Source organism: Actinokineospora globicatena, from assembly GCF_024171945.1.
Lineage (GTDB): Bacteria > Actinomycetota > Actinomycetes > Mycobacteriales > Pseudonocardiaceae > Actinokineospora > Actinokineospora globicatena.
Window position 1 is genome coordinate 2,089,556 of record NZ_JAMTCR010000002.1, and the last position, 19,450, is coordinate 2,109,005.

Here is a 19,450-nt window from a genome sequence, read left to right on the forward strand (position 1 = left end):
GCAGACAAAGAGACCCTCCGCGACTACCTGAAACTGGTCACGGCCGATCTGCGGCAGACCAAGGCCCGGCTGCGCGAGGTCGAGGAGGGCGCGCGCGAGCCGATCGCGGTGGTCGGCATGGCCTGCCACTACCCCGGCGGCGTCCGCTCCCCGGAGGACCTGTGGCGCCTGGTCGCCACCGGCGCCGACGGCATCACCGCGTTCCCCGACGACCGGGGCTGGGACGTCCGCATCGCCGACGACCCCGACGTCCCCGGCACCAGCTACGTCGACGCGGGTGGCTTCGTCGCGGACGCGGCCGAGTTCGACCCGGCGTTCTTCGGGATCTCCCCGCGCGAGGCCCTGGCCATGGACCCGCAGCAGCGGCTGTTGCTGCGCGCGTCCTGGGAGGCGCTGGAGCGGGCGGGCATCGACCCGGAGTCGTTGCGCGGCAGCCGGACCGGGGTGTTCGCGGGCACCAACGACCAGAGCTACCTGTCGCTGCTGGTGGGCGACCCGCAGGGCACCGAGGGCTACCTGCTGACCGGCGGCGCGACGGCGGTGACCTCGGGCCGGGTCGCCTACGTGCTCGGCCTGGAGGGCCCGGCGGTCACGGTCGACACGGCGTGCTCGTCGTCGCTGGTCGCGATGCACCTGGCGGCCCAGTCGCTGCGCAGCGGTGAGAGCGCCCTCGCGCTGGCCGGTGGCGTGACGGTCATGGCGACCGCCGGGGTGTTCACCGAGTTCAGCCGCCAGCGAGGTCTCGCCGCGGACGGCCGCTGCAAGTCGTTCGCCGACGCCGCCGACGGCACCGGGTGGTCCGAGGGCGTCGGTGTCCTGGTCCTGGAACGCCTGTCCGACGCGGAGCGCAACGGCCACCGGGTGTTGGCGTTGTTGCGCGGCTCGGCGGTGAACTCCGACGGCGCGTCCAACGGGCTGACCGCGCCGAACGGGCCGTCCCAGCAGCGCGTGATCCTCTCCGCGCTCGCCGCCGCTGGCCTCGGTCCGTCCGATGTGGACGCTGTGGAGGGGCACGGCACCGGGACCGTGCTCGGCGACCCGATCGAGGCGCAGGCGCTGCTGGCCACCTACGGCCAGGGTCGGGAGACCCCGCTGCGGCTCGGCTCGATCAAGTCCAACATCGGCCACACCCAGGCGGCGGCGGGTGTCGCGGGCGTGATCAAGGTGATCGAGTCCCTGCGCCACGAGACCCTCCCGGCCACCCTGCACGTCGACACCCCGTCCCACCAGGTCGACTGGTCCGCGGGCGCGGTGTCCCTGCTGACCTCGGCCGAGCCGTGGCCGCGTGGTGACCGGGTCCGCCGCGCGGGTGTGTCGGCGTTCGGGGTGAGCGGCACCAACGCGCACGTGATCGTGGAGGAGGCCCCTGCGCCGACGGCCTCCTCGCCTGCCGAAGCGGGTCGGTTCGGTGGGACACCGTTGGTGGTGTCGGCCCGCTCTGACGCGGCGTTGTGCGAGCTGGGTGCGCGGCTCCAGGACGTCGAAGCAGACCTGGGTGATGTCGCGTGGTCCTTGGCGACGACGCGAACGAGCCTTGACCGGCGCGCGGTCGCGTTCGGGGCCGAGGGCTTGCGAATGCTGGCGGCGGGCGTTGACTCGCCTGCTGTGGTGCGCGGTGAGGTGACACCGGGGAAGGTGGCGTTCCTGTTCACCGGGCAGGGGTCGCAGCGGCTGGGCATGGGGCAGGGACTACGGGTCTTCCCGGCGTTCGCTGCCGCGTATGACGAGGTCTTGGCGTTGTTGCCCGGCTTCACGCTGGACTCGGCGGAGGCCCTGGAGCAGACCGCCAACGCGCAGGTGGGCCTGTTCGCCCTCGAAGTCGCCCTGTTCCGCCTGCTGGAGTCCTGGGGCGTCCGATCCGACGTCTTGATCGGCCACTCCATCGGTGAGGTAGCCGCCGCCCACGTCGCTGGCATCCTCTCCCTCCCCGACGCCTGCACCCTCGTCACCGCCCGCGCCCAGCTCATGCAGGCCCTGCCCTCCGGCGGCGCCATGCTGGCCATCGAGATCTCCGAGCCTGACCTGGCCCTCGAGTTCCCCGACGGCCTCCCGGCAGGCGTCGACCTCGCCGCAGTGAACGCCGATCGTTCACTTGTAGTATCGGGGGATCGTAGGATTGTTGAACAGTTGGAACGTAGGTTTGGTGAACAATCACGGCGGGTGAAGGCGCTCGCGGTGTCCCACGCGTTCCACAGCCACCTGATGGACCCCATGCTGGACGAGTTCCGGCAGGTCGTGGCCGGGCTCTCGTTCGGCAGCCCGACGATCCCGGTGGTCAACACCGCCACGGGCGACCCGAGCACGCCGGAGTACTGGGTCAGGCAGGTCCGGGAGACCGTCCGGTTCGCCGGAGCGGTCGAACGGGCTGAGGCCACTCACCACGTGGAACTCGGGCCGGACGGCGTTCTGTCCGCGATGGTCGGCGGCACCGCCACCCTGCGCGCGGGACGGGACGAACCCGAGACCCTCCTCCGCGCCGTGGCGGCACTCCACGTCACGGGGGTCTCCGTCGATTGGCGGGCCGTGCTCGGCGGCGGCACCGTCGTGGAACTCCCCACCTACCCCTTCGCCCGCGAGCGCTACTGGCCGCGCCCCGGCATCTCCGCCGCCTTCGGTGCCACCGGCCACCCCCTGCTCACCGGCGAGGTCGCGGGTCCGGACAGCCACCTGTTCACCGCCCGCCTCGACGCGGCCACCCACCCCTGGCTCGCCGACCACGTCATCAACGGCCAGATCGTCCTCCCTGGCACCGCGTACGTGGAGATGGCCCTGCACGCCGGTGCGCGCCTCGGCACCCCCGCGCTCGCCGAACTCGTCCTGGAATCCCCGCTAGTCCTCCCCGCCGCCGGTCCGGTCGAACTCCGCCTCACCGTCACCGGCCACGACCTGACCGTCCACTCCAGACGAGACGGCGCTTGGACCCGGCACGCTACCGGCACCCTGGCACCGCTCGATGCACACGACCACGACCCCATCCCGTGGCCGCCGCCGGACGCCGACCCAGTCGACCCCACCCACGTCTACGACCGGCTCGCCGCCGCGGGGCTCGGCTACGGTCCGACCTTCCAGGCCATCCGCGAGGTCTGGACCAGCGGCGACGACGTCTACGTCGACCTGGCCACCGACGAACGCGGCTACCTCGTCCACCCTGCCTTGCTCGACGGCGCACTCCAGGCCGTCGCCGCGCGCGGTGGCAACCAGGAAGCGGGCATTCCCTTCACCTGGGCCGGGGTCACCGTCGGCAAGTCCGGCGCGTCCGAGTTGCGCGCCCGCGTCTCACCGACCCCGGGTGGCGGCGTCAGCGTCGTCGCGGTCACCCCGGCGGGCGAGTTCGTCGTCGCGGTCGAGCGGGTCATCACCCGCCCCCAGCGCGCCGACGCCGCCGATCTCTACGACGTCACCTGGTCGCCGGTCGCCACGGACAAGCCGATCCCGCCGCACACGGTGATCGAAGCCTCCGATGTGGATGGTCTGCTTCCCCAGCTGCACAAGGCTCTCGCGGGCAGCGACGTGCTGGTGGTCCGCACCGACAACGCCGTCCGAGCCGTTCCCGGCGACGACGTGGACCCGGTCAAGGCGGCCATCTGGGGTCTGGTCCGGTCCGCCCAGTCCGAGCACCCCGGCCGCATCGTGCTCGTCGACGGCCAGGACACCGACAAGGCGCTCGCCACCGGTGAACCGCAGATCGCCATCCGCGCCGACGCCGCCCTCGCCGCCCGATTGTCCCCTGTGGACACCGGGCTCGCCGCGCCGAATGGCCCGTGGCGCCTGGACATCACCGAGCGCGGCACCGTGGACAACCTGGTCCTCGCTCCCGTCGATCCCCGCCCGCTGGACGCGCGGGAGGTCCGCGTCGCCGTCCGGGCCGCCGGGCTCAACTTCCGGGACGTCCTCAACGCCCTGGGCATGTACCCGGGCCAGGTCGACCTCGGTGGCGAGACCGCCGGTGTGGTCACCGAGGTCGGCTCCGCGGTGACCGGGTTCCAGCCGGGTGACCGGGTGTTCGGGCTGGTCACCGGCGCCATCGGCACCGAGGCGATCACCGACGAGCGCCTCCTGGTCGGCATCCCCGCCGACTGGTCGTTCGTCACCGCCGCCGCGATCCCCGTCGTCTACGCCACCGCCTACTACGGCCTGGTCGACCTGGCGAACCTCCGCGCGGGCGAGTCCGTCCTCGTCCACGCCGCCGCCGGTGGGGTCGGGACGGCCGCCGTTCAGCTCGCCCGCCACCTCGGCGCCGAGGTCTACGGCACCGCCAGCCCGGCCAAGTGGCCCGCCACCGGGCTCGCCGACGACCACCTCTCGTCGTCGCGGGATCTCGCGTTCGCCGACAAGTTCCCCCAGGTCGACGTGGTCCTCAACGCCCTGGCCGGGGAGTTCGTCGACGCCTCGCTCGGGCTGCTGCGCCCCGGCGGCCGGTTCATCGAGATGGGCAAGACCGACGTCCGCACCGGCGTCCCCGGCTACCGCGCGTTCGACCTCGGTGAGGCCGGACCGGACCGCATCGGCGAGATCTTGCGCGCGGTGATGGCCCTGTTCGCCGCCGGTGAGCTCACCCCGCCGCCGATCCGAACCTGGGACGTCCGACGCGCGGCCGAGGCGTTCCGGTTCGTCGGCCAGGGCGGCCACACCGGCAAGGTCGTGCTCACCCTGCCCCGCGCGCTCGACCCGGACGGCACCGTCCTGATCACCGGCGGCACCGGTGCGCTCGGGCAGGTGTTGGCCCAGCACCTCGTCGGCAGCGTGCGCAACGTTGTCCTGGTCAGCCGGTCCGGCGCGGCGGTTGTCGATGGGGCCACGTCTGTTGCCTGCGACATCACCGACCGGGCGGCCCTGGGCGAGTTGATCGCAAGCTTGCCGAAGCTCACCGGAGTGTTCCACCTCGCTGGCGTGCTCGACGACGGCCTGGTCGAGTCGCTGACTGCCGACCGGCTGCATGCCGTGCTCGCCCCGAAAGCGCTTGCGGCCCAATACCTGCACGAGCTGACCGACCCGGATGTCTTCGTCCTGTTCTCCTCCATCGCGGGCACCTTCGGCAGTCCCGGCCAGGCCAACTACGCCGCCGCCAACGCCTACCTGGACGCCCTCGCCACCGCGCGCCAGTCCGCTGGCTTGCCCGGCCTGTCGCTGGTCTGGGGCGCTTGGGCGACCGAGGGCGGCATGCTGGGGTCCCTCGGGGACGCCGAGGTCGCCAGGATCGCGCGGTCCGGGTACCCGCCGCTGACTGTCCACCGTGGTCTGTCGCTTCTCGACAGTGCGCTCGCCCTGCCCGGTCCGGTCATCGTCCCGGTCGCCCTGGACCGCCCGACCCTGGTCGGCAAACCGGTCCCGCCGCTGCTGACCTCGCTCATCCGGCCGACCGCGACCGCCGGGGTCGACCCGTCCCGGCTCGACGACCTGGTCCGCGCCCAGACCGCCGCCGTGCTGGGGTTCCCGTCCGCCGCGTCGATCGACCCCCGCAGGCCGTTCAAGGACCTGGGCTTCGACTCGCTCACCGCCGTCGAACTCCGCAACACCCTGGCACTCAAGATCGGCAAGCCGCTCCCGGCCAGCCTGGTCTTCGACCACCCCACGCCCGCCGCCGTCGCCGATCACCTGCGCGAACTCCTCGCCGCTGCTGCCCCGCGCACCACCACCGGGCGCACGACCACCAAGCAGGTCGCCGACGACCCCATCGCGATCGTCGGCATGGCCTGCCGGTTCCCCGGCGGCGCGAACACCCCCGAGGCGTTGTGGCAACTCGTGTTCGACGAGGTTGATGCCATCGGCGCGATCCCCGGCGATCGGGGCTGGACCGACCAGGGCTTCGTCGGCGGCTTCCTGCACGAGGCGCCGGACTTCGACGCGGGCTTCTTCTCGATCTCCCCGCGCGAGGCCCTGGCCATGGACCCGCAGCAGCGTCTCCTGCTGGAGACGTGTTGGGAGGCGGCCGAGCGCGCGGGCATCGATCCGACCCAGCTCAAGGGCAGCCGCACCGGCGTGTTCATCGGCACCGCCACCTCCGGCTACGGCATCGGCCCGTTCGACATTCCCGACGGCTCCCGCCCGCACATGCTCACCGGCGCCGCGACCAGCGTGATCTCCGGCAGGCTCGCCTACGCGCTCGGCCTCGAAGGCCCGGCGCTCACCGTCGACACGGCGTGCTCCAGCAGCCTCGTCGCGTTGCACCTCGCCATCCAGGCCATGCGCAACGGCGAGTGCGACATGGCCCTGGCGGGCGGCGTCACGATCATGACCACGCCCGGGATGTTCGTCGACGCCGCCCAGGGTGGGGCGCTCGCCGCTGACGGCCGGTGCAAGGTGTTCGCGAAGTCCGCCGACGGCACGGGCTGGGGCGAGGGCGTCGGGATGCTGCTCGTCGAGCGGCTCTCCGAGGCGGTCAAGCACGACCACCCTGTGCTGGCCCTGGTCCGGGGTTCGGCGGTCAACTCCGACGGCGCGTCCAACGGTCTCACCGCCCCGAACGGCCCGGCACAGCGGAAGGTCATCGAGCAGGCGCTGGCGGGCGCGGGCCTCGATCCGTCCGAAGTGGACGCGCTGGAGGCGCACGGGACCGGCACCGAGCTGGGCGACCCGATCGAGGCCCAGGCGGTCATCGCGACCTACGGCGGCGATCGGGAACACCCGCTGCTGTTGGGTTCGGTGAAGACCAACATCGGCCACACCCAGTCGGCCGCCGGGGTCGCCGGGGTGATCAAGATGGTGCTGGCGCTGCGCCACGGCGTGCTGCCCCGGTCGCTGCACATCGACGAACCCACCCCGCACGTGCCGTGGGACCAGGGCGTTCGGCTGCTGACTGAACGACAGGACTGGCCTGCCACCGGTCGACCGCGCCGCGCTGCGGTGTCGTCGTTCGGCATGAGCGGCACCAACGCCCACACCATCCTGGAGCAGGCTCCCGACACCGAACCGGCCCAGGTCCAGCGCCGACCTGGCCCGTGGCTGGTGTCCGCCCGATCCGCGGCTGGGTTGCGCGCACAAGCCACCCAGCTCCAAGGGCTTGACGCGGACGCCGCAGACATCGCGTTCACGTTGGCCCAGCGGTCCAGGTTCGAGCACCGTGCTGTCCTCTTAGGGCCTGACTTCACCGCTCAGGTAGCGGCCCTTGCTGACGACCTTCCCGCGCCGGGTCTCGTGCGCGGCCTGGCGGGTCGCACCGGCCGGACCGTGTTCGTCTTCCCTGGTCAGGGCTCCCAGTGGCCGGGCATGGCGGACGCGCTGATGGCCGAATCCGACGTCTTCCGCGAGTCGGTGCGTGAATGCGCCGCTGCCCTGGAGCGGCACCTCGACTTCGCCGTCGAGCCCGCGTTGCTCAACCAGCCCCGCGCGGCGTCATTGGACCGGTTGGACGTGGTCCAGCCGGTGCTGTTCGCGGTGATGGTGTCGCTGGCCGCACTGTGGCGGGACCGGGGCATCGAGCCGGACGCGGTGGTTGGCCACTCCCAGGGCGAGATCGCCGCCGCGCACGTCGCCGGGGCGTTGACTCTGGCCGACGCCGCGCTGATCGTCGCCGAGCGCAGCAAGCTGCTCACGCGGTTCGTCGGTCAGGGCGCGATGGCGGCCGTCTCGCTTCCGCCCGACGAGGTCACTGCCCGCTTGGAGCGCTTCGGCGGCGCGCTGACCATCGCTGCCGTCAACGGTGCGCGCTCCGCCGCAGTGGCCGGACCCCATGCCGAGCTGGACGAACTCGTTGCCGAGTTGGAGGCTGAGCAGGTCCGCGTCCGCAAGGTCCGGATCAACGGCGCCGGGCACTCTCCGGTCGTCGACACCATTCGTGCTGAGGCGCTGGCCGTGCTCGCTCAGGTCTCCCCGCGCCCGTCGGACATCCCGTTCTACTCGACCGTGACCGGCGGCAGGCTCGACACCTCCGGCCTGGACGCGCACTACTGGTTCACGAACATGCGGCGCCCGGTCCAGTTCGCCGCCGCGACCCGCGCCCTGCTCGACGACGGCCACGGCACGTTCGTCGAATGCAGCCCGCACCCCGTTCTGGCGAGCGGGATCGGTGAGACAGCGGATGACTCCGGTGCACCCGAGCCGATCGTGCTGGCCACCCTGCGCCGCGACGAGGGCGGCGTGGACCGGTTCGGCGTGTCGCTGGCCGAGGCGCACGTGCGGGGGATCGAGCCGACGTGGGACCACAGTGGATACCGGGTCGAGCTGCCCACCTACCCGTTCCAGCGTGACCGGTACTGGCTGGAGGCTGTTGAGGGCGCCGAGTCGACCGCCGATGACGCCAAGTTCTGGACGGCCGTCGAGCGCGGCGATGCCGATGCCCTGGGGATCGACCCGAGCAGCCTCCCGGCCCTTGCCGCCTGGCGGGCCAAGGCTCACGAAGAGTCCACAGTGGCCGAGTGGTCGTACCAGGTCGTGTGGCGGCAGGTAACCGTCCCGAAGGCCGTTGAGTTGAACGGCGTCTGGGCTGTCGTCGCTGGTGATCAGGACGAGCTGGCAGCTCGGTTCGCCGCCGCGATCACCGCCGCTGGTGGCGAGGCGCAGGTCTTCCCGTTCGTGCCCGCTGGGGGCCCGTTCGCCGGTGTGGTGTCCTTGCTGGACTTGGGCACCGCGCCGGACCAGGTGTTGGAACTCGTCAAGTCCGAAGGTCCACTGTGGTTGGTCACCAACGGCGCTGTCTCCATCGGCCGGACCGACCCGGTGCGCGACCCCGGTCAGGCCACGACCTGGGGGCTCGGCCTGGTCGGCACCCTGGAGCGCCCCGGGCAGGTCAGCGGGGTGATCGACCTCCCCGCCGAGGTCGACGACCGCGCCATCGCCCGCGCGTTGGCCGTGTTCGCCGGAGACGAGGACCAGGTCGCCATCCGACCCTGGGGCGTGTTCGGGCGCCGCATGGTCCGCGCAGGCGCGCTTGCTGCCACGCGGTCATGGCGTCCACAGGGGACTGTTCTGGTCACCGGTGGCACGGGCGCACTGGGTGCTCGGGTCGCTCGCTGGCTCGTTGACAACGGTGCCGACAAGGTCGTCCTGACCAGCCGCCGCGGCCTGGATGCCCCCGGTGCGCGTGACCTGGTCGATGAACTGGGCGTTGTCGTCGCCGCGTGCGATGTCGCCGACCGCGAGGCCGTCGCCGCGCTCTTGGCCGAGCACCCGGCGAACGCGATCATTCACGCCGCCGGTGTCGCCCAGTCCACGCCGATCGCGGACATCACCGCGGACGAGTTGGCCGAAGTCACCGCCGCCAAGGTCGCGGGCGCCGCGCACCTCGACGAACTCGCGGGTGAGCTGGACGCGTTCATCCTGTTCTCCTCCGGTGCCGCGACCTGGGGCGGGGCAGGTCAGGCCGCCTACGCCGCAGGCAACGCGTACCTCGACGCTCTCGCTCAGCACCGCCGCGCCCACGGCCGTCCGGCGACGTCGATCGCCTGGGGCGGCTGGGCAGACGGAGGTATGGCCGATGCCGCCGCTGTCGCCGCGCTCGGTCGACGCGGTCTCCGTCCGATGGCCCCGGATTCCGCCATCGCCGCACTTCAGCGGGCCATGGACGCCGACGTCACCTGCCTCACCGTCGCCGACATCGACTGGCCGCGCTTCGCCCCCGGCTACACCGCCGCCCGCTCGCGCCCGCTGATCGCCGAGATCCCCGAGTCCGAAGTGGACGAGATCGCGGCCGAGAGCGACGACCTGCGGGACAGGGTCACCGCCCTGCCTGAGGCCGACCGCTCGGGCTTCCTGCTCGACCTGGTCCGCACCCAGGCCGCGGCTGCGCTCGGCTATGCCGATGCCACCACGGTCGAACCGGACCGGGCGTTCCGGGACCTCGGGTTCGACTCGCTCACCGCCGTCGACGTCCGCAACCGGCTCACCGCCGCGACCGGCAGGCGGCTCCCGGCGACCCTGGTGTTCGACTACCCGACGCCGCGCGCCCTCGCCGGTCACCTGCTCGCCGACGTCCTCGGGCTGGAGGCCGTCGCACACGTCGCGGCCCGCGCCTCCGACGAACCCATCGCGATCATCGGCATGAGCTGCCGCTATCCGGGTGGGGTCGACTCGCCCGAAGACCTGTGGCGCCTGGTCATGGCGGGTACCGACGCGATCACCGGCTTCCCCGACGACCGGGGCTGGGACCTCGAAGCCCTCTACCACCCGGATCCCGACCACCCCGGCACCTCGTACGTGCGGGAGGGCGGGTTCGTCCACGACGCCGGGCACTTCGACGCGGAGTTCTTCGGCATCAGCCCGCGCGAGGCGACCGCGACCGACCCGCAGCAGCGGATGTTGCTGGAGGCCACCTGGGAGGCGTTCGAACGCGCGGGCATCGACCCGGCCACCCGGCGCGGCAGTCGGGCGGGCGTGTTCGTCGGGACCTCCTTCGTCGGGTACGGCATCGGTGCGCTCGCGCCTGGCAGTGACGCCGAGGGCTTCTTCCTCTCTGGCACGGGAACGGCCGCCGCGTCCGGGCGCGTGTCGTACACGTTCGGCTTGGAAGGCCCGGCGGTCACGGTCGATACGGCGTGTTCGTCCTCTTTGGTCGCCATCCACCTCGCGGTGCAGGCGTTGCGGCGGGGCGAGTGCGACCTCGCGGTAGCCGGTGGCGTCGCGGTGCTGCCGTCACCGACCTCGTTCACGGAGTTCAGCAGGCAACGCGGACTTGCCACAGACGGCCGCTGCAAGCCGTTCTCGGCGGCCGCCGACGGGACCGGCTGGGGCGAGGGCGTCGGCGTGATCCTCGTGCAGCGGCTGTCTGACGCACTGCGGGACGGGCACCGCGTCTTGGCCGTCGTGCGGGGGAGCGCGATCAACCAGGACGGCGCGTCCAACGGCTTGACGGCGCCGAACGGGCCGTCGCAGCAGCGGGTGATCCGGGCCGCGCTCGACGACGCGGGGCTGACGCCGTCCGATGTGGACGTGGTGGAGGCGCACGGCACCGGGACCACCCTGGGTGACCCGATCGAGGCCCAAGCGGTGATCGCGACCTACGGCCAGGGCCGGGACGTCCCGCTGCTGCTGGGATCGGTGAAGTCGAACATCGGGCACACCCAGTCCGCGTCCGGGGTCGCAGGCGTGATCAAGACAGTGCTGGCCCTGCGGCACGGCGTGATCCCGAAGACCCTGCACATCGACGAGCCGACACCGCACGTGGACTGGACGGCGGGCGCGGTCGAACTCGCCGCCGAGACCGTGCCGTGGCCCGCCGTCGACCGGGCCCGACGGGCTGGCGTGTCGTCCTTCGGCGGCAGCGGGACGAACGCGCACCTGGTGCTGGAGCAGTACGTCGCCGATGAGCCGGAGCCCACCGCGGTCGTCGCGCCGGTGCCGTGGGTGCTCTCGGGCCGGTCGCCTGCCGCTGTGCGTGATCAGGCCGCCAAGCTGCGTGACTACCTGCTTGAGGAACGGCCGTCGGCCGCGGATGTGGCGTACTCGCTGGCGACCACTCGGGCCCGGTTCGACCACCGAGCCGCGTTCGTCGCCGCTGATCTCGACACAGCCGTGTCCGCTTTGGACGGTTTGGACGCGGCGGTCTGGGGGGAGGCGCGTGACGGCAAGGTCGCGTTCGTCTTCCCAGGTCAAGGGTCCCAGTGGCTCGGGATGGCGGCAGAGCTGGCGAGGTCGAGCGAGGTGTTCGCCGCCGAGCTGCACGCTTGCGCCGACGCCATCGCCGAGCACGTCGACTGGAACCCGTTGCACGCCCTGACCACCGGCGAAGGCCTGGAACGGGTCGACGTGGTGCAGCCGGTGCTGTTCGCGGTGATGGCCTCGCTCGCGGCGCTGTGGCGGTCGCACGGGGTCGAGCCGGACGCGGTTGTCGGGCACTCGCAAGGCGAGATCGCGGCCGCCTACGTCGCAGGCGCGTTGAGCCTCGCGGACGCGGCGCTGGTGGTGACAAGGCGCAGCAAGGCGATCGTCGCGCTGAGCGGACACGGCGGCATGGTGTCGGTGTCGCTGCCCGCCGTCGACGTCCGTGACCGGCTGGCCCGCTACGACGGCGCCGTCTCGGTCGCGGCGGTCAACGGGCCCGGCACGGTCGTCGTCGCTGGCGAGGTCGAGCAGTTCCTGGCCGACTGCGAGGCGGACGGCGTTCGGGCCAAGCGGATCCCGGTGGACTACGCGTCCCACTCGGCCCAGGTCGAGCGGATCGCCGACGAGCTGCGCCGGGTGCTCGCCGGGATCACACCCCAGTCCTCCCGCGTGCCGTTCCGCTCGACCGTGACCGGTGAGTGGCTGGACACGACCACTTTGGACGCCGAGTACTGGTACCGGAACCTGCGGCACACCGTGGAGTTCGAGTCCGCGACCCGCGAGCTGGCCGCCTCGGGGTACCGGTTCTTCGTCGAGGTCAGCCCGCATCCGGTGCTGACCCCGGCTATCGGCGAGACCGTGGACGACGTCGTCGCCGTGGGGACCCTGCGCCGGGACGAGGGCGACCTGGCCCGGTTCCTGCTGTCCGCCACCGAACTGCACGCCCACGGTGCGCCGGTCGACCTGGGTGCCGCGTTCGCCGACCTCCCAGTGCGGGCCATCGAGCTGCCGACCTACGCGTTCCAACGGCAGCGGTACTGGCTGGAGCTGGTGTCCGGCGGACTGGGCGACGTCGCGGCTGCCGGGCTGGCATCCGCTGATCACCCGCTACTGGGCGCCGCCGTTCCGCTGGCCGGTGGCGATGGGCTTGTGCTCACCGGGCGCATCTCGCCGCGTACGCACCCCTGGCTGGCGGATCACACCGTCCTGGGGACGATCCTGTTGCCGGGTACGGCGTTCGTTGAGCTGGCTGCCCACGCGGGTGCCCGGGTCGACTCGCCGGACGTCGTGGAGTTGACGCTGGGGACCCCGCTGGTACTTGGCGAGCAGGACGCTGTGTCGTTGCAGGTGGCGGTGGGTGCGCTGGACGACGAGAGTCGCCGGTCGATCGCGATCTACTCCAGTGTGGACAGTATCGAGTGGACTAAGCACGCGTCTGGTCTGCTCGGGGCAGCCCAGACGCTGAACTTCTCCTGGTCTGACACCCGCGAGCCGGTTGCGCTAGAGGGCTTCTACGAGTCGATCGCGGACCTCGGATACGGCTATGGCCCGGCGTTCCAAGGCTTGACGGCCGCGTGGCGGGGCAACAAAGAGGTGTTCGCCGAGGTCACGTTGCCGGAGGACGTGCCGTCGGCCGGGTTCGCGGTGCACCCGGCGCTGCTCGACGCGGCTCTGCACGGCATCGGGCTGCTGCGCCAAGGCACCGACCGGCCTGCGGAACTGCCGTTCTCTTGGTCCGGCGTGACTCTACGGTCGACCGCCGACAAGACGCTGCTCGCCCGGATCAGCGAGAGCGCGGACGGTGTTGACCTGCAGGTCACAGACTCGCGCGGTAACCCCGTGGCGCACGTGCGGTCGTTGCTGGCTCGTCCGATCGGTGCTGAGCTGTCGACGGCGCGTCGGTCCATCGTGGACGCCCTGTTCCTGCTCGACTGGTCGACCCCGATCACCCTCGCCGACCCGGGGACATCCCGGTGGGCGCTGCTCGGCGCCGACGATCTCGGTCTTGGCGCTGCCCTGGCTGGCGCGGGCAACGAGGTAAGCACGCACGCGGATTTGGACCACCTGTTGGAGAACCTCGCGGCCGACGTCGTGGTCGCCCAGTTCACTGGCGGCGACGGCGAGCTGGCCGAGTCCGCCGAGCAGGCCACGGTCCGGGCGCTGGAGTTGGTGCGCGCCTGGATCTCCGACGAGCGCGTCGCCGCTGTGCCGCTGGTCATCGCCACCCGTGGCGCGGTCACGTCGGATGTGTCGGACCTGGTCGCGGCCCCGGTGTGGGGCTTGGTGCGGTCAGCGCAGTCTGAGCACCCGGACCGGTTCCTGCTGGTGGACGTTGACGAGCCAGGGCTGCTCGCGGCCGCTGTGTCGTCGGGTGAGCCGCAGGTCGCGGTGCGTGGTGGGCAGGCGTTCGCGCCTCGCCTGGTCCGGCAGCCGATCACGCCGGGCGAGACCGGGCTGACTGGGACCGTGCTGGTCACCGGGGCGACCGGCACGCTCGGCGCCGCGCTGGCACGGCACCTCGTGGTGGCGCATGGGGTTCAGGACCTGCTCTTGACGAGCAGGTCCGGGCCGAGCGCGGCGGGCGCTGGCGACCTCGTCGCTGAACTGACCGGCCTCGGCGCGAATGTCACCCTGGTGGCCTGCGATGTGGCCGACCGGGACGCCGTGGTCGCGTTGCTCGCCGAACACAACGTGAACGCTGTCGTGCACACGGCTGCGGTGCTCGACGACGGCGTGCTGACCGCACTCACGCCGGAGCGGGTCGCGACTGTGCTGGCGCCCAAGGTCAAGGGTGCGGTCAATCTGCACGAACTGACCTCCGACCTGTCGGCGTTCGTCCTGTTCTCTTCTGCGGCCGGGGTGTTCGGTGGCGCGGGCCAGGCCAACTACGCCGCCGCCAACGTGTTCCTCGATGCCCTAGCCCAGCACCGCCGGGCCCAGGGGCTGCCGGGCGTGTCGCTGGCGTGGGGGCCGTGGGCCGAGCGGACCGGGATGACCGGGGACCTGACCGAGGCCGACGTCCGACGGGTCATGCGGTCCGGCTTGGGTCAGCTGTCCACTGAGGACGGCATGGCGCTGTTCTCGGCGGCGTCGGGTATGACCGAGTCGGCGTTGGTGCCGATGGTGTTCAGCCCGGGAGCGCTGCGGGGTCGCGGCTCAGTGCCTGCGGTGTTGCGAGCCTTGGTGCGGACGGATATCCGAGCCGGTGCGGATGTGCGAGCGAGGCTGGACGCCGCGTCGGACGCCGAACGCGGCCGGATCCTGCTCGACCTGGTTCGCGGTCAGGTGGCGGCGGTGCTCGGCTACCCGGACGCGTCAGCGGTGGCACCGGACCGGGGATTCCTGGACCTGGGGCTCGACTCGCTCACCGGCGTCGAACTGCGCAACCGGCTCGCCGCCGCGACCGCGCTGCGACTGCCCGCGACGCTGGTGTTCGACCACCCGTCGGCGGGTGCCGTGGCGGAGTTCCTGCGCGGCGAACTGGCCCCGGCGTCGGCGACCGACGAGGTGCTGGCGGAGCTGACCAGGTTGGAGCTGACGCTCGGCGGGGTCGAGCAGACCGCTGACCGGGAGCGGGTCGCGGCCCGGCTGCGGGCGCTCGCCAGCAGGTGGGAGACCAGGGCGGAGACCGAGGACCTGGCGGCGGCGTCGGCGGACCAGATCTTCGACCTGCTCGACAGCGAGTTCGAGAAGTCCTGAGAGGACGGTCATGGCGCAGGCCGACGAGGAGAAGCTGCTCGCCTACCTCAAGCGGGCCACCGGCGAGCTGCGCGCGGCGCGGGAGCAGGTGCGCGAGCTGCAGGACCGGGCGACCGAGCCGATCGCCATCGTCGGCATGGCCTGCCGCTACCCCGGCGGGGTCGGTTCGCCCGAGGACCTGTGGGACTTGGTCGCGGGTGGTGTGGACGCGCTGGGTCCGCTGCCGGTCGACCGGGGGTGGGACCTCGCCGCGCTGCCCAGCTCTGCTGAGGGCGGGTTCCTGACCGATGCGGGCGACTTCGACGCGGGGTTCTTCGGCATCTCGCCCCGCGAGGCGCTGGCGATGGACCCGCAGCAACGGCTGTTGCTGCACACCAGCTGGGAGGCCATCGAGCGCGCAGGTATCGACCCGCACTCGTTGCGCGGCAGCCGAACCGGTGTGTTCGCGGGCGTGATGTACAACGACTACGCAACCTCGGTACCCGCCGAGGTGCTGGACGGGTATTTGGGGACCAGCAACGCGGGAAGTGTCTTGTCCGGACGGGTGTCCTACTGCCTCGGCTTGCAGGGGCCCTCGGTCACTGTGGACACGGCGTGCTCATCGTCGCTGGTCGCGCTGCACTTGGCCGCGCAGGCCCTGCGCTCCGGTGAGTGCACGTTGGCGCTGGCGGGCGGCGTGACGGTGATGGCGGGTCCGATGATGTTCGCGGGCTTCGGCTTCGATGAGGGCACTGCGGCTGACGGTCGCTGCAAGTCCTTCGCGGCATCCGCTGACGGCACCGGGTGGGGTGAGGGCGTCGGCGTGCTCTTGCTGGAGCGGCTGTCTGATGCTCGCCGCAACGGGCACCACGTGTTGGCGACGGTTGTCGCATCCGCCGTGAACTCGGATGGCGCCTCCAGTGGGCTTACCGCTCCGAACGGCCCTGCTCAGCAGCGGGTCATTGAGCAGGCCTTGGCGGCCGCTCGCTTGCTTCCGTCCGATGTGGATGCTGTTGAGGCGCACGGCACCGGGACTGTGCTCGGCGACCCGATCGAGGCGCAGGCGTTGTCGGCCACCTACGGCCAAGGCCGCGAGACGCCGTTGTGGTTGGGGTCGGTGAAGTCCAACATCGGCCACACCCAGGCCGCGGCGGGCGTCGCCGGCGTGATCAAGATGGTGCAGGCGCTCCGGCATGCCACTCTGCCTGCGACTTTGCACGTCGACGCCCCGACTCCGCACGTGTCGTGGGGGGACGTCCAGCTCCTGACCGAGTCGCGTCCGTGGCCCAGCCAGCCTCGTCCCCGGCGTGCCGCGACCTCGTCTTTCGGGGTCAGCGGTACCAACGCGCACGTGATCCTGGAGCAGGGCGACGGCCCGGCTGAAGTCTCGGAGTCGATGGCTGGAGAGGTGTTGCCGTTCCTGGTGTCGGGGCGGTCAGCGGAGGCCTTGCGGGCACAGGCGCGGCGGCTGCTGGAGGTCGCGGCGGAGCCTGCGGACCTGGCGCGGTCGTTGGCGCTGACGCGGGGGTCGATGGAGTACCGGGCCGTGGTGGTGGCGGCTGATCCATCGGACGGGTTGCGGGCGCTGGCTGAGGGTCGCGAGTCGGCCGAGGTTGTGGTCGGAGTACCGAGCAGCGGGCCGGTGGCGTTCCTGTTCACTGGGCAGGGTTCTCAGCGGTCCGGCATGGCGTTGGCCCTTCGGGCGTTCCCAGTCTTCGCGGAGGCACTTGACGAGGTATGCGCGGAGCTGGGGCTCGGGTTGGCGGTCTTTGAGTCTGATGTGGACCACACGGCGGTCGCTCAGCCTGTCCTGTTCGCGTTCCAGGTCGCGCAGTACCGGCTGCTGGAGTCCTGGGGCGTTGCTCCGGACTTTCTGATCGGGCACTCCATCGGTGAGCTCGCCGCCGCGCACGTCTCCGGGATCCTCTCGCTGGCGGATGCCTGCACCCTGGTCGCCACTCGGGCTCGGCTCATGGGCGCTCTTCCGGCAGGCGGCGCCATGCTGGCCGTCGAGATCTCCGAGGCCGAGTTGGCTGCCGAGTTCCCCGACGGCCTCCCCACGGGAGTCGATCTCGCCGCCGTCAACTCGGATCGTTCACTTGTAGTATCGGGAGATCGTAGGATTGTTCAACAGTTGGAACGTGGGTTTGGTGAACAATCGCGGCGGGTGAAGGCGTTGACGGTGTCGCACGCGTTCCACAGCCACCACATGGACCCGATGCTGGCCGAGTTCTCGCTGGTGGCGCGTGGTCTGGTGTTCCGCGCTCCTGGGACTCCGCTGGTGGGCACGGCGACGGGGGATCCGAGCACGCCGGAGTACTGGGTGCGGCAGGTCCGGGAGACGGTGCGGTTCGCGGACGCGGTCGGCGTCGTGCGCGAGCAGGGGGTGCGCCAGTTCGTGGAGCTGGGGCCGGACGGGGTCCTGTCCGCGCTGGTCGACGGCATACCCACGCAGCGCGCGGGCCGGGACGACGTGGTGACCCTGCTTCGCGCCTTGGCCGCCGCTCATGTCTCCGGCATCCCTGTCGACTGGCGTGCGTTCTTCGGTACCCGGGGACGGATCGTCGACCTGCCGACCTACGCCTTCCAGAGCACGCGGTACTGGCCCACGCGCCAGGCCGATACCGCGCTGTGGCGTTATCGGGCTGAGTGGGTTCCGGTGGACCCGCCCCCGGTGCGCGGACTGGCGGGGACCTGGCTGCTGCTCGACGCGCCGGAGTCCGTGGCCCGCGCGCTGAAGGCCCATGGCGCTGTCGTGGTTCGGGAAGACACGGGCGCTGAGCTGGCCGGTGTGATCACGTGCCAGGACCTCGCCGCCACTCTCCGTACTGTGCAAACGTTTGCTCCTCGGTCAACCGCGGTCTGGGCGGTGACCGTCGGTGAAACGCCTGCGGACTCGGCCCTGTGGGGGTTCGGCCGGTCGGCGGCACTGGAGTACCCGTCGAGCTGGGGTGGGTTGGTGCGGCTGTCCGAGGACTTCGACCCGGGACTGCTGGTCAGCGTGCTGGGTGGCGATGAGGATCAGGTTCGGGTTGGCGGTGTCGTTGAGGCTCGTCGACTGCGCAGGGCACCGGCGCCGCAGGGCAGTTGGCGTCCACACGGGACTGTTCTCGTCACCGGTGGGACTGGGGCGCTTGGGCAGCACGTCGCCAGGTGGGCGGCTGCTAGCGCCGACCGGGTCGTGCTGGTGAGTCGGAGTGCGCCGGAGGTCGACTTCCCGGCGACGGTGGTGGCCTGTGATGTGTCCGACCGGGACGCTGTGGCCGCACTGGTTGCCTCGTACCGGCCCGATGTGGTCGTGCACGCGGCTGGCGTGGGCGGTCTTGGCCGGATTGACGGGTTGGACGCCGCCGCTCTGGAGCACGTGTTCGCGGGCAAGGTGCAGGGGGCGCGCAACCTCGCTGACCTGTGCCCGGACGCCGAGTTGGTCCTCTTCTCATCCGCCGCCGCGACGTGGGGTGGCGCGAACCAGGCTGCCTACGCCGCAGCGAACGCCTACCTGGACGGCCTTGCCGAGAGTCGGCCGCGCACCACGTCGATCGCGTGGGGCCCGTGGGCAGGTGACGGGATGGCCGCCGGGGCTGACCTTTCGCGCCAAGGGCTGTTCCCGCTCGCCCCGGACCAGGCACTCACCGCCTTGTCGGAAGCGGTCGCGGGTGACAACCGGGTGATCACCATCGCCGGTGTGGACTGGACCACGTTCGTCCCCGTCTTCACCGCCGCCCGCCCGAGCCCGCTGCTGTCCGAGCTGGTGGAGACCCCGGCTGTGTCGGCGGACACCGGTTGGTTCCGGGACCGCTTGACTGAGACGCCTGCCCATGAACGCGCCGACCTGGTCGCGCACCTCGTCCTCGCCGAAGCCGCCACCGTCCTCGGCCACAACGACCTGGGTGGCATCGACCCCAGCCGCCCCTTCAGGGACCTCGGCTTCGACTCCCTCACCGCCGTCGAGATGCGCAACCGCCTAGCCACCGCCACCGGCCTGCCGCTACCGCCGACGATCGTCTTCGACCACCCGACCCCGGCCGCCCTGGCCACCCACCTCCTCACCGAACTAACCGGCGGTGAGGACGCGGAGACCCGAGCCGCCATCGCCGCCATCCCCCTCTCCCGCCTGGCGTCCGCAGGCCTCCTAACCCCCCTCCTCCGCCTAGCGGGCCTAGCCCCCGAGGAACCCACCCCCGACCTCCCCCTGGACACCATGACCGGCGAAGACCTCCTCCGCCTGGTCACCACCGGAGACGGGGACCCCGAATGACCCCGACCTTGCCGCACACGATGACCGCCCACACCGGAG

General features: G+C 71.7%; 2 pseudogenes. Both read left to right on the forward strand.

Annotated elements, in window-relative coordinates:
• Positions 1–15: 15 nt before the first annotated feature.
• Positions 16–15,174, forward strand: a pseudogene (locus LV79_RS10075) (type I polyketide synthase); the annotation flags it as partial.
• Between the two features lie 19 nt (positions 15,175–15,193).
• Positions 15,194–19,411: pseudogene (locus tag LV79_RS10080) on the forward strand (type I polyketide synthase); the annotation flags it as partial.
• Between the last annotated feature and the right edge of the window lie 39 nt (positions 19,412–19,450).